The following is a 13,575-nucleotide window of genomic DNA, read 5'->3' on the forward strand; positions in this document are numbered from 1 at the left end:
ATAGTTACACTTTTGTTATTCGTTTTTATTGAAGTATTGTATGAAAAAGCAGCTGTACCAGCTAAGTAATACCGATATAGCATTTCCACCTATAGAGTGCGCTCTCGACTCCCCCGACGGTTTACTCGCTATTGGTGGCGATTTAAGTTTAGCGCGGCTAAGTAACGCTTATAATAATGGTATATTTCCGTGGTTTAGCGAAGACGAGCCAATAATGTGGTGGTCGCCCAGTGAGCGCGGCATTGTAGAGCTCGATAATTTTCATATTAGTAAAAGCCTGCGCAAGCATTTAAAAAAGCACCCGGTCACCGTTACTATAAATAATGCCTTTATTGAAGTGATTGAAGCATGCTGCGAGCAACGCATTGATACCGATGGTACGTGGATCACCTCTGACATGCTCACTGCGTACATTAACGCCCATAACGCAGGCATTGCTCATAGTGTAGAAGTGTGGCGCGAGGGAGAGCTTGCAGGTGGCTTATATGGCATTATGCAAAATGGTGTTTTTTGTGGCGAGTCGATGTTTCATCATCAAACAAACTGCTCTAAGCTGGCTATGTGGGCGTTGGTTAATTGGCTTAAGCGCCATAACGCGCATTTTATTGATTGTCAGCTCGAAAACCCCTATTTAATGTCGTTAGGGGCGACAGTGATCCCACGCCCTGCATTTTTAGCTAAACTACACGCAGCGCAAAATTATAAAGTAGACCCTGCTATGTGGATACCACAGGAGCTTAACGCTATTTATGAATGAACATATTCCTGCACGCGCTGGTTTAAGCCAAGAGTTTGCTTGTAGTTATTTACCCAACCGCCAAGAGCAGTTATTGGTCATTCTTGATCCAAGTTGCTACAGCAGCGATAAATTTGAGTCTTTGCTGGCGTTAGGTTTTCGTCGCAGCGGTAACCAAATTTACCGCCCGCACTGTCCAACTTGCAGCGCATGTAGCTCTGTACGTGTATTAGCACAAGAGTTTATTGAGACAAAATCGCACAAACGTAAACTAAACAAAGCAAAAACACGCTTTGAAGTTAAATATTCTAACCAAGAGCGCCCGCAATACTACGCGCTGTACAGTAAATATATTAGTTTGCGCCATCAAGACGGTAGTATGTATCCTCCTGATAAAACACAGTTTCAGAGTTTTTTATTATGCAGTTGGTTAAACATCACTTTTATAGAACTTTGGGATCAAGACAATTTAGTTGCGGTTGCCGTAACTGATTGTATGGACAAGGCTATTTCAGCTATTTATACTTTTTTTGACCCCGACTATGAGCAGTATAGTTTGGGTACTGTGATGATTTTACAGCAGCTAATATTTGCTAAAGCACAAAATAAGCACTACGTGTACTTGGGCTACCAAATAGACGAATGTCCTAAAATGAACTACAAAACGCAATTTTTACCGGCGCAAAAACAAGTCAAAGACCAGTGGTTGACTATTTAATTTGCAAAAATAGCCGCTGCGCCTTTACTTATTGGCGTATTTTGGGCAGAATCTGCAGCGTTTAACTATTAAAGAGGTGTTACGCTAAACATGGCGAAAGAAGACGTAATCGAAATGCAAGGGACAGTCCTTGATACTTTACCAAATACAATGTTCCGAGTTGAGCTAGAAAATGGTCACGTAGTTGTGGCTCATATTTCAGGCAAAATGCGCAAAAACTATATCCGTATTTTAACCGGCGATAAAGTAACGGTAGAAATGACTCCTTACGATTTATCGAAAGGTCGTATCGTATTCCGTGCTCGCTAAGTAAGTGCGTAAACGAGATTTAGTTTTTGGCTAGTGTTTCACTAGCTTTAAGCGTTTATTAAATGTAATTGATGGATATTAACTAGCAATTACATTTAATAAACAAAAAACCCAGCCTTGCTGGGTTTTTTGTTGTCTATAAAACATTACAAAAAAGGCCTGCTTTTTAAAAGCAGGCCTTTTTATTTAACTCATTTAGCGAATATTAAACTAAGCTGGTGTTAAATCACTTTGATAATCAAAGCGAATTTTTTTATCTTTAACCGATACTTTAACCGTACCGCCTTCAACAAGTTCACCAAAGAGTATTTCGTTGGCTAATGGTTTTTTAAGCTGCTCTTGGATAATACGTGCCATAGGACGTGCCCCCATCGCTTTGTCGTAACCTTTGTCAGCCAACCATTCTCGTGCTTTAGCACTTAGTTCAAGATTAACTGACTTTTTATCCAGTTGCGCCTGAAGCTCCACAATAAACTTATCAACCACAAGTAAAATAACGTCTTTATCAAGGTGATTAAACCAAATAATGTTATCTAAGCGGTTTCTAAATTCTGGTGAAAATACTTTATTAATTTCACCCATTGCATCGTGCGTATGGTCTTGCTCGCTAAAACCAATTGACGCACGCGTTGTTTCTTGCACGCCCGCATTGGTGGTCATTACCACGACTACATTTCTAAAATCGGCTTTGCGGCCGTTATTATCAGTTAATGTACCGTGATCCATTACTTGCAGCAATATGTTGTAAATATCTGAGTGCGCTTTTTCAATCTCATCTAACAGTACTACCGCATGCGGGTTTTTAATTACCGCTTCAGTGAGTAACCCACCTTGCTCAAAACCAACATAACCTGGTGGCGCACCAATTAGTCGACTTATTGCATGGCGCTCTACGTACTCCGACATATCAAAGCGAATAAACTCAACACCCATACATTTAGCTAGCTGTTTAGTTACCTCGGTTTTGCCTACCCCTGTTGGGCCTGCAAATAAGAACGACCCTACCGGTTTTTCTTCGTTGGCTAAACCAGAGCGCGATAAGCGAATAGCCGATGTAAGCGCATCAATAGATTGATCTTGCCCAAACACCAACATTTTTAAATTGCGGTCTAAGTTTTTTAGCGTTTCTTTGTCGCTAGATGACACACTTTGCGGTGGAATACGCGCCATTTTAGCCACAATGTTTTCTATATCGGCAACGCCAATGGTTTTTTTACGTTTAGAGCTAGGCAATAAACGTTGGCTTGCACCGGCCTCATCAATTACGTCAATTGCTTTGTCGGGCAAATGGCGTTCATTAATATATTTTGCACTTAGCTCTGCCGCTGCTTTTAATGCTTTTTGCGTATAACGAATGCCATGGTGCGCTTCGTAACGCTCTTTTAAACCATTTAATATTTTAGTGGTATCGGCAACACTCGGCTCAAGCACATCAATTTTTTGAAAGCGACGTACCAAAGCACGGTCTTTCTCAAAAATATTTTTGTACTCGTTATAAGTTGTCGAACCCATACAGCGTAATTGCCCACTAGAGAGTAGCGGCTTAAGTAAGTTTGATGCATCCATAACTCCACCCGATGCCGCGCCGGCACCAATAATGGTATGAATTTCATCAATAAATAAAATAGAACCCGGTTGTGCTTGCAACTCTTTTAGTAAGCTTTTAAAGCGTTTTTCAAAATCGCCACGGTACTTAGTACCTGCCAATAATGCGCCCATATCAAGCGAGTAAACAACTGCATCGGCAATTACTTCGGGTACTTGCTTATTTACAATACGATACGCTAAGCCTTCTGCAATTGCTGTTTTACCAACACCTGCTTCGCCTACTAATAGTGGGTTGTTCTTTTTACGACGACACAACACCTGTACAGTACGCTCTACTTCACTATCGCGCCCTATTAATGGGTCAATGTGGCCTTCGAGCGCTTGTACGTTTAAATTAGTGGTAAAGCTGTCGAGCTTGCTTGCTTCTTCGCTTTGCACTTCTTGTACGTCTTCGTGAATATCGTCGGTGTCATCGCCTAATTCATCATCGCCTTTGGCAATGCCATGCGAAATAAAATTAACAATATCGAGACGTGATATATCGTGTTTTTTAAGTAAATAGACTGCTTGGCTTTCTTGTTCAGAAAAAATAGCCACCAGCACGTTTACGCCTGTCACTTCGTTTTTACCCGATGATTGCACATGAAAAACAGCACGTTGCAATACACGTTGAAAACCAAGAGTTGGCTGAGTTTCACGCTCTTCTTCTAAATCTGGAATAACCGGCGTGGTTTCGTTAATAAACTCAAGTAGTTCAGTTTTTAACTCTGCAACATTTACTGCACAGGCACTTAGCGCTTCCCCAGCAGATGGATTGTCCAAAAGCGCAAGTAAAAGGTGTTCTACCGTCATAAACTCATGACGACGTGTACGCGCTTCGCGAAACGCGCTGTTCAAAGTAAGTTCTAAATCTTTATTTAGCATTGGCAACCCCTTACAGAGATAATAATTTTATACCATTACAATCGAACGAAAGATCATTCGTTTGGTATTTATTCCTGCTCACAACTACATAGCAGTGGATGCTCGTTATCCCTTGAATACCGGTTAACTTGTTCAGCTTTTGTATGGGCTACATCTGAGCTAAATACGCCACAGATCCCCTTCCCTTGTTGATGAATTTGCAGCATCACGTCGGTTGCTCTATCGCTATCCATATTAAAAAACGTCATCAGGACCTCAATCACAAAATCCATCGGCGTGTAATCGTCGTTATTTAAAACAACTTTATATTTTCGCGGTGGTTGCAGCTTTTGCTTTTCCTTGTCGCGAACGATGTCTATAACACCTGAATCTTTCATACCACTCATAATTAAATATAGTCTTGTCTTTGTAACTCAAGCAAACTTGAATAAAAAAATAAATAAAATGTTAATAAATAGATCAAAACACTTGACTGACTGGCTAAATAAACTACAGTCAAACATAGATTGATTAAACCTTAGTCAGTCTAGCAAATTATACAGTTTAGATTAACTAAATTAGTGAACTTATAGAAGGATGTAGAAGTATGGCTTGTGGTAAAGTCAAATGGTTCAATAATGCCAAAGGTTTCGGTTTCATCGTAGAAGACGGCTGCGAGAATGATATTTTCGCTCATTACTCAACAATTGTAATGGACGGCTATAAAACACTTAAAGCTGGTCAAGATGTAACATTCGAATTAGAACAAGGCCCTAAAGGCTTACATGCTAAAAATATAGCGCCTAACGGTGATATTATTGAGTGACTGTTATTTTGTTCTACTAAAGCGAGTGACCTGCTTAGATCCTCGCTTAATTCCTTCAACATCTTTTTTATCATCTCTTCTTCTGTATTAATAGCCTCATTATCTGCAAATTCAACCCTTTTCCTTGAATTTATTTTATCTACCCCAATATTTTCTGTATTGAATGTTAAATATCAATTTGTATTAAATACACGGGCATACCAATAACATTAAATTAATGAGTAATTTCGGCGCAAAAAAAATGGCTTAACAATAGGGTTAAACAATGTATCCCATTGTTTTACCTTAGTTATTTTAAAAGTAACCAATAAGTCATTTAATACGCAAGCATGCTCATATTTTTAATAAAATTGGCATTTACTATAGCGACAAGTAAAAAAGCTTAATAATTAAGCATAAATTTAAATGTATAGTTATTCTATATGAAAATTTTAATGCCATTATGAAACTTTAGTCCGTTAGAACGATCAATGTTTTTAATTCAATTGGTATAACTACTTGGATGGTGCTTGCAAAAACTAGCCCTTTTAAACCAAGCTTGTTACACTCTTTACCCTAAAAATAACGTATTAACGCTAGCCTAAAGGCTAATTTATTTTTATTAAATGTTTAGTTATAAATACGGTACTAGCTGGTCAGGTGTGACTATTTTGCTTTATATAAATATAGGGCAATAAACACCTAACTGACTGCTCGTTGCTCCATTATTAACGCTTTAATGTATTACCAATACTGGTGGCAATGATTTCTTTGCATTGTTGAATATGGTCGTTATGGCCAACTATCTAGGAATGATGATGACATCAAAAATTATCTATACAAAAACGGACGAAGCTCCGGCACTCGCAACTTACTCGTTGCTACCTATCATCCAAGCATATACAAATGCGGCAGGTGTTGAAGTTGAAACTCGCGATATTTCATTAGCAGGTCGTGTAATTGCAAGCTTCCCTGATTATTTAACACCAGAACAACGTATTAACGATGCACTGGCTGAACTTGGCGAACTGGCTAAAACACCAGAAGCTAACATTATTAAATTACCAAACATCAGCGCCTCTGTACCACAGCTTCGCGCGGTAATTAAAGAGCTTCAAGCTAAAGGTTATGCACTTCCAGAATACCCTGTTGAGCCTAAAAACGATGAAGAAAAAGCAATTCAAGCTGCGTACGACAAAATTAAAGGCAGTGCAGTAAACCCAGTACTACGTGAAGGTAACTCAGATCGTCGTGCACCTGGTTCTGTAAAAGAATATGCACGTAACAACCCGCATTCAATGGGTGCGTGGAGCAAAGATTCTGAATCTTACGTTGCTAGCATGAGCGAAGGCGACTTTTTTGGTTCTGAGCAATCAGTAACAGTTGATACAGCAACTGATGTGCGTATTGAACATGTTGCAACTAACGGCGACGTTACTGTGCTTAAACAAAGCACACCGCTTTTAGCTGGCGAAGTTATTGATGCATCAAGCATTAGCGCTGCTAAACTGCAAGCTTTCTTAGCTGCTGAAATTGATACTGCTAAAGAAAAAGGCGTTTTATTCTCGCTTCACATGAAAGCGACAATGATGAAAGTATCTGATCCAATTATTTTTGGTCACGCTGTAAAAGTATTCTACAAAGATGTATTTACTAAGCACGGTAAACTTTTTGAAGAGCTAGGTGTTGATGTAAATAATGGTTTAGGCGATGTGTACTCTAAAATTCAAACATTAGATGACGCTAAGCGCGAAGAAATTGAAGCAGACATTCAAGCTGTTTACGCTAACCGCCCTGCTATTGCTATGGTTGACTCTGACCGTGGCATTACAAACTTACACGTACCAAGTGATGTGATCATCGATGCGTCTATGCCTGCTGCAATTCGTTCAAGCGGTCAAATGTGGAATAACGATGGTAAATTACAAGACACTAGCTTTGTAATTCCAGATCGTTGTTACTCAGGTATTTACCAAGCAACTATCGATTTTTGTAAAGAAAATGGTGCGTTTGATCCAACAACTATGGGTAGCGTTCCAAACGTTGGCCTTATGGCGCAAAAAGCTGAAGAATACGGTTCACACGACAAAACGTTTGAAGCTAAAGCAGATGGTTCTATCCGTGTTGTTGATGCAAACGGTACTACTTTACTTGAGCACAGCGTTGAGCAAGGCGATATTTGGCGCATGTGTCAGGTTAAAGATGCACCAATCCAAGATTGGGTTAAGCTTGCAGTAAACCGTGCACGCGCAACTGGCGTTCCTGCTATTTTCTGGTTAGACGAAAACCGTGCACACGATGCGCAGCTAATCAAAAAAGTAAATAAATACCTACCAGAGCACGATACAGCTGGCCTAGATATTCAAATTTTAGCACCGCTTGAAGCAACTTTATTCTCTTTAGCGCGTATTAAAGAAGGTAAAGACACTATTTCTGTAACAGGTAACGTTTTACGTGACTACCTTACAGATTTATTCCCAATTTTAGAGTTGGGTACAAGTGCTAAAATGCTGTCAATTGTTCCACTTATGAACGGTGGTGGCTTATTTGAAACTGGTGCAGGTGGTTCTGCACCTAAGCACGTGCAACAATTCGAAAAAGAAAACCACTTACGTTGGGATTCTTTAGGTGAATTTTTAGCACTTGCTGCATCGCTTGAGCACCTAAGCGTAACTACAGGTAACAACAAGGCACAAGTACTTGCTGATACCCTAGATAAAGCAACTGGTACTTTCCTTGCAGAAAACAAGTCGCCTTCACGTAAAGTAAAAGAAATTGATAACCGTGGTTCTCATTTCTTCCTATCTTTATTTTGGGCACAAGAACTTGCTAAGCAAAATGACGACAGCGAACTTAAAGCGCAGTTTACGCAAATTGCTAGCGACCTTGAAACTAACAAAGAACAAATTGTTAGTGAGCTAAACAACGCGCAAGGCCCAGCGGTAGATTTAGGCGGTTACTTCCAGCCTAACGACGATGCTGCTTTTAAAGCGATGCGTCCAAGCACTACCTTTAACGATATTTTAGCTAAATTAGTATAATATTGAATTAAATTTAAAAGCCGCTTACTTGCAAAAGTAAGCGGCTTTTTTGTGTCTAAATTTTACAAATAAAAAGGCCGCTATTTATAAAATAGCGGCCTTTTTAATAGTAGCTTTAACCCCTAATATATAGGGTTTTTAGCTTAGCCTCTGATTATTTAGTATATGCGCGTGGCATACTTGACTCAGTTGTGTAACGGTCACGCAGTTTATCTTGGCGAGATTGTGTAGATACCTCAACCCCATTAATAAACATTTTGCTCACGTGGCTGCTAAGCTCAAACGGATCATTGCTCCACATAACCACATCGGCCGCTTTACCTACTGCTAGGCTACCTGCATTAATGCCAAATACCTCAGCCACGTTCGCTGTAACTGCTTTTAATGCGCCTTGCTGGCTCATACCATACGATACAGCATTACCCGCATCAAAACGTAGTTGGTAAACGTTATGACTGGCATCGCCGCCCACTGTTAGCAGTACTTTTACGCCGGCCTTTTCAAGTAAACCTGCATTATTTAAACTCGCATTTAATGAGTCAAAACTACCAGGTAAACTATCCATAGCACTAATGATCACTGGAATGTCTGCTTTGGCTAAACGATCTTTAACTACGACAGCATCTTGCGCACCATTAAGTACTAAGTTAATCCCAAACTGCTGTTTTACTTTAATAAGCTCAACTATATCGGCAGCGCGAGATACATTAACGATTAATGGCATTTCACCGCTAAGTACTTTAACCATTATTTTATCTTCGGCGGTTGGCTTTTTGTCATCTTTTTTAGCTTTTTTACCGGCTTTAGTTTGATGTTCATCTAGCTTATTTATAAGTGTTTGCAAAGTAAACGCACGCGAGCCTTTACTACGTTCACCTAAATTAACCACTAGTGCCACTTGTTTTTGCAGCACGCTTTCAAAGCTACCACTTAAATCAACTACACTTGCAAGGCCTGCAAAAATACTCTCACCGCCCTGTGGGGTGATCACATCGCGCGTTATTCCGCCTTTACGTGCGTAAGGAATTAACCCCGAGTGGCCGTTAAAAGCTAAACTTGCATCAAAATCAATACCGGCTTTTTCATCGCCGCCATCGCGTGAGCCTGCAACAGCACCCACTTCAACTAAACCTAACTGGTTAATACTGGCAATAAAGCCAGGCGTTACTATTTGGCCTTTAGCATCAATAATTTTATCGGCTTTTACAGCGCTTGGATTAATGGCAGAAATTTTGCCATCAGTCATTACAATGCTCGCGCCCTCTAACACACCTTGCTCTGTTGAGGTGTGTAATGTAGCGTTAATAATTGCCAGTGACTGCGCATTAACCGCGCCTGATGCTAATAACCCTGCAGCAACCAGAGAAAGCGAAAACGAACGTGATAAATTTTTCATTCTGGGTGCTCCTTATTGTTGACCTAACATAAAATCACTTGTTGCTTGATACGCGCTGTCGTTTCTATCGTAAACTTTTGCACCATCAACAAACACTTGCTCAGCTTTAGCGTAAACACTAAACGGGCTTTGGTTCCAAATAACCACATCGCCCTGCTTACCCGCTTCGAGTGAGCCTGTTTTATCATCAATTCCTAGTGATTTTGCCGCATTAGCGGTGATCCACTTAATTGCGTGCTGCTCCGAAATATCAAAACCATTTTGATTAGCGCGGAACATTACCTTAGCGGCCTCTTGGTTTAAGCGCTGAATAGTCGTATCTGAATCAGAATGAACTACCGCACACGAGTTTTTAACCGCATCAACAATGGCCACATTTTCTTGCACCATGTCGTAGGCTTCCATTTTAAAGCCCCACCAGTCTGGCCAAAGCGCTGCACATGAACCGTTTGCAGCTAGCATGTCGGCAATTTTATAGGCTTCTATACCATGATGAAAAGTACCCGCGTGATAATTAAATTCTTTTGAAAGGTCAATCATCATCGCCATTTCTTCTGCTTTATAGCAATGGTTATGAATGCGCACTTCGCCCTCTAACACTCCTCGCAATGTATCGTATTTAATATCGCGGGTAGGTGCTGCTGGGTTTTTACCCGCTGCATAATCGCTATCGTATTTATCCCACGCGCGTTTGTATTCTACAGTTTCGGCCCATGCCATTCTGTAACCGGCCATGTTCCCCATACGGGTTGACGGTAACGTGCCTTTGCGACCATAAACGCGTTTTGGGTTTTCGCCACACGCCATTTTTAAGCCGTACGGCGCATCTGGAAATTTCATTGCTTGCATTGTATGCGCTGGTACGTTTTTAAGTGTTACGCCGCGCCCACCAAACAAGTTAGCAGAGCCAGGTAATATTTGTAGTGAGGTAATACCGCCTTCGCGAGCACGGTTAAAGCCTGGATCTTGTGGCCAAATAGAGTGCTCTACCCATACTTCTGCTGTATTTGGGCTGGTCATTTCGTTACCGTCTTGATGCGACTCAACCGAGGGACTTGGATATGCACCTAAATGTGAGTGAACGTCAATTATACCCGGTGTTACCCACTTGCCTTGAGCATCAATTGTGGTATCTGCTGATGCAGTTAAATCTTTGCCTACTTGTTGTACTTTACCATCAACAAGTAATACATCGGTATCATCTAAGCGCTCGCCCGTACCAGTTAATACAGTGGCATTAGTGATCAGCGTGCTTGATGTAGCAACTACTTTATAAGTACTTGGGTAAGGGTTTTTGTTTATTGTTATTTTATCGTCTTGTGGGCCGTTTTCTTGGCAACCAACAAGTGCAGTTGCTAAGCCAATAGCTAACAATGAGGGAGCAAATTTTTGCATGTTATTCGGTTCTCCTGTTTTTTTGCTACTTTAGCTAAAGCTAACTAATAAAGCTAAAAAAACAGGCCAAAAACCAATAAATTGAGATGAGTTGCTGTAATTACTTTTTTATATAATTGTTATAAAGTTTCTCTAGTGCGCCTTCGGTTGTTAACACTGGATCTTTTTCCATAAAGTGTTTAACAGTGCGAGTTACAAAATCAGAGTTTTGTTTGTGCAGCTTTGAAAAATCTTTAATTAACGTGTTGCCATCTTTAGCGGCAGTTACTTTGTCATGCCGATGACGATACTGGCTAAGTGCTTTGTTAAAATCACCTTGATAGTCTTCAACCAATATTTTATAAAAATCACTTTTATCAACATTTAAGTCGGTAATGCAGTAGCTTAGTGCCTCTTTAAAATCAGTAAATAACATGCCTTCTACGTCAAATTCTTTGGTTTTTTCCCGCACTGTGACCTTAGCCTCTTCAGTGGCGTAACTAAAGCCAGTAAATGCTAAGCGCTCTGCGGCTTCTTTACCTAGTTTCATACCCGCTTGAATGCTGTGCGCAAACTCGTCGCTCATATCACCCAGTTCACTCTCTTCCCACATGTTATAAACACGCAGTGGTTTAGCGTATTTATTAGAAAGCTTTTTTTTCATTTTAGTAAAGCGCTCATCTATCGTCATTAACCTTTCGTTATGTAGTAGCGCATAGCACTCATAACATGCCGGTATTGATACAAAGTCGGCTTCTTCACCTAGGTCAATAATGCTTTGTAGCATGTGTAATGGCGGACAATGGTCGCGCTCTGTCGCTTCACAGCCACAATAAAAACATTGGTTAAAGTGCTGTTGGTCGCATGCATACGCCTGCTGATAATAACTGGCTAGCGTTTTACTCACAGTGGCTCCTTTTAATTAAACACTAAAAATTAGGGGGCGATAATAACAGTCTGAAAAAATATGTCAGTAGCTATAAAATACTTTTAATAAAATTATCTTATAGCTCAGACTATATTTAAATCACGGCTGCGATTAACCCAAACAATCCACCAAACACGCCGCCCCATACAACTAACCAACCTAAATGCTCGCGGATCATGGTTTGAATAATCTCTTTAACCATTTTAGGGGTTAGCTCATCAAGGCGCTCATCAACTAATTTAAGCACTGTATTGTGTAAACTTTCAGCACTATTACTTTGCGAAAGTGTTTGACTAACTAAGGCTTTAAAGTTATCAGTTTGAGATATTTCTCCAAGCGACAGTTGCATTTTTTCAATGAATTTTTCACGCATTGGCTCAACCGCCGCACTGCCACCAAACATAGCAAGCATGCTGCCAAACTGAGATTGCTCAATTACCTCTAGTAAACTGTCGAATGCGGGGTTTAAATCAACATTATTTATTATTGGTTCAAAGTCGATATTAGGTTGCGCTTTGCTGAGTAAGCTATTAATTTTTTGCTCTGAAAAAAACTCAGTTAAAATTAAGTTTCTTATTGCTACTTTAAAGCTTTGAAACTTTAACGCGATTACTCCCGAACCATATAAAAAAGGTACTTTTTCGAACAGCATATGAATAGCTAATAAATTAGTCACTGCTCCAGAGAGTGCAAATAAACCAACCGACAGCACAATTGCCTGATCAAATATAAAGCCGAGAACAACAAATATACCCGCTAGCAAATTGGTTATTAAACTTTTATTCATTTTTATTCCATTTCAGTGATTTATGGCATTAATTTTACAACGATTAGTTTGTTAAATTAATACCTTTTTGCCATAGTTTAAGTATCGGTTTAAAAAGCGAGCAATTGTTATGTGGAAAACAGTAAACGAGCAAATAAGCCAAGCCATACATTATGACTTTAAACATACTCATAAACAGCAACTTCAGAGCACCAACACAGACAAACTTTTTCATATAACCAATGGTACGCACAACTATTTAGTAAAAGTAGCGTTAAAAAATGAGCTTGAGCGCCTAGAAAGCGAATCGCTTGGTTTAAAGCTGCTCACAGAAAACGGGGTGTTTATAGTGCCTGATTGCATTACAACAGGTGCAAATATAGAGTTCTCGTTTATTGTTTTAGAGTGGTTAGAATTTGACAAACAACCACACCCCACATGGAACGCAATGGGAAAAGGCTTAGCAATGTTGCATCAAAAGCATCAGCAAGCCATGTTTGGTTTTGATGTAGATAATTATTTAGCCACTACAGTACAGCCTAATAGCTGGCATAAAAAGTGGTATATATTTTACGCCGAAGAGCGCATAGGCTGGCAATTACAATTATTGGCAGAAAAAGGCATTATATTTATAGAGCCAGAGCGATTAATTAATTTAGTAAAAGAGCAATTACACAGCCACCCCGTAGAGCCATCATTATTACATGGCGATTTTTGGCGTGGCAATGTAGGGTTTATAAATACAGTACCGAGTATATTTAACCCTGCCTGTTATTATGGTGACCGAGAGGTTGATATAGCCATGAGCGAGCTATTTTCACCACTGCCAGATGATTTTTACAGCGCTTATAATCAACAATATCCGTTGCTAGCAAGTTTTGAGCAACGTAAATTAATATACCAGCTTTACCCTATTTTAAACCACGCTAATATTTTTGCGGGGCATTACCTTACCCAAGCAAAACAACACATAGAAAGGTTAATAAAGTAATCCTAATAAACTAAATTAAACGCAGTAAACATTTAATCCCGACTATATTGAGCTTATACC

Annotated in this window: 12 protein-coding genes; 6 read left to right on the plus strand and 6 right to left on the minus strand. The window is 39.8% G+C overall.

The window, feature by feature from the left end:
• The first annotated feature begins 40 nt into the window (after positions 1 to 40).
• The 3 genes from aat (at position 41) to infA (ending at position 1,763) form a co-directional block, all read left to right on the plus strand.
• On the plus strand, positions 41 to 757 hold the full coding sequence (gene aat, locus I6E78_RS14350) for a leucyl/phenylalanyl-tRNA--protein transferase (protein WP_011328398.1): 717 nt from the start codon (positions 41 to 43) through the stop codon (positions 755 to 757).
• Positions 750 to 1,454, plus strand: a complete 705-nt coding sequence (locus I6E78_RS14355) for an arginyltransferase (RefSeq protein WP_041454455.1) — start codon at positions 750 to 752, stop codon at positions 1,452 to 1,454. The genes aat and I6E78_RS14355 overlap by 8 nt, the downstream gene beginning before the upstream one ends.
• A gap of 90 nt (positions 1,455 to 1,544) precedes the next feature.
• Positions 1,545 to 1,763 carry a translation initiation factor IF-1 gene (infA, locus tag I6E78_RS14360; RefSeq protein ID WP_002962494.1) on the plus strand — a complete coding sequence of 73 codons (219 nt, stop codon included), beginning with the start codon at positions 1,545 to 1,547 and terminating at the stop codon, positions 1,761 to 1,763.
• Between the two features lie 210 nt (positions 1,764 to 1,973).
• On the opposite strand, the gene clpA is transcribed toward infA, so the two are convergent.
• Both clpA and clpS read right to left on the minus strand, forming a co-directional pair.
• Positions 1,974 to 4,235, minus strand: coding sequence for an ATP-dependent Clp protease ATP-binding subunit ClpA (gene clpA, locus I6E78_RS14365; RefSeq protein WP_011328400.1), 2,262 nt, complete (start codon positions 4,233 to 4,235; stop codon positions 1,974 to 1,976).
• A 68-nt stretch (positions 4,236 to 4,303) separates the two neighbouring features.
• Positions 4,304 to 4,612, minus strand: a complete 309-nt coding sequence (gene clpS / locus I6E78_RS14370) for an ATP-dependent Clp protease adapter ClpS (RefSeq protein WP_011328401.1) — start codon at positions 4,610 to 4,612, stop codon at positions 4,304 to 4,306.
• Positions 4,613 to 4,821: 209 nt separating this feature from the next.
• Here clpS and cspD point away from each other — a divergent pair, with 209 nt between their 5' ends.
• Both cspD and I6E78_RS14380 read left to right on the plus strand, forming a co-directional pair.
• Positions 4,822 to 5,040, plus strand: a complete 219-nt coding sequence (gene cspD, locus I6E78_RS14375; protein ID WP_011328402.1) for a cold shock domain-containing protein CspD — start codon at positions 4,822 to 4,824, stop codon at positions 5,038 to 5,040.
• A 797-nt stretch (positions 5,041 to 5,837) separates the two neighbouring features.
• Positions 5,838 to 8,060: an NADP-dependent isocitrate dehydrogenase gene (locus I6E78_RS14380; protein WP_197182783.1), complete on the plus strand. Its 2,223-nt coding sequence runs from the start codon at positions 5,838 to 5,840 to the stop codon at positions 8,058 to 8,060.
• Between the two features lie 154 nt (positions 8,061 to 8,214).
• On the opposite strand, the gene I6E78_RS14385 is transcribed toward I6E78_RS14380, so the two are convergent.
• From I6E78_RS14385 to I6E78_RS14400, 4 genes are all read right to left on the minus strand, one after another.
• Entirely contained in the window at positions 8,215 to 9,456 is a 1,242-nt protein-coding gene (locus tag I6E78_RS14385; protein ID WP_197182766.1) for an amidohydrolase family protein, read from the minus strand.
• A gap of 12 nt (positions 9,457 to 9,468) precedes the next feature.
• Positions 9,469 to 10,851, minus strand: coding sequence for an amidohydrolase (locus tag I6E78_RS14390; protein ID WP_058373548.1), 1,383 nt, complete (start codon positions 10,849 to 10,851; stop codon positions 9,469 to 9,471).
• A 100-nt stretch (positions 10,852 to 10,951) separates the two neighbouring features.
• Positions 10,952 to 11,737: a hypothetical protein gene (locus I6E78_RS14395; RefSeq protein WP_011328406.1), complete on the minus strand. Its 786-nt coding sequence runs from the start codon at positions 11,735 to 11,737 to the stop codon at positions 10,952 to 10,954.
• A 115-nt stretch (positions 11,738 to 11,852) separates the two neighbouring features.
• Positions 11,853 to 12,545, minus strand: coding sequence for a hypothetical protein (locus tag I6E78_RS14400; RefSeq protein ID WP_011328407.1), 693 nt, complete (start codon positions 12,543 to 12,545; stop codon positions 11,853 to 11,855).
• Between the two features lie 109 nt (positions 12,546 to 12,654).
• Here I6E78_RS14400 and I6E78_RS14405 point away from each other — a divergent pair, with 109 nt between their 5' ends.
• On the plus strand, positions 12,655 to 13,515 hold the full coding sequence (locus tag I6E78_RS14405) for a fructosamine kinase family protein (RefSeq protein WP_197182767.1): 861 nt from the start codon (positions 12,655 to 12,657) through the stop codon (positions 13,513 to 13,515).
• The last annotated feature ends 60 nt before the right edge of the window (positions 13,516 to 13,575 follow it).

Origin of the sequence: Pseudoalteromonas sp. NZS127 (genome assembly GCF_015864805.1) — a bacterium.
Lineage (GTDB): Bacteria > Pseudomonadota > Gammaproteobacteria > Enterobacterales > Alteromonadaceae > Pseudoalteromonas > Pseudoalteromonas nigrifaciens.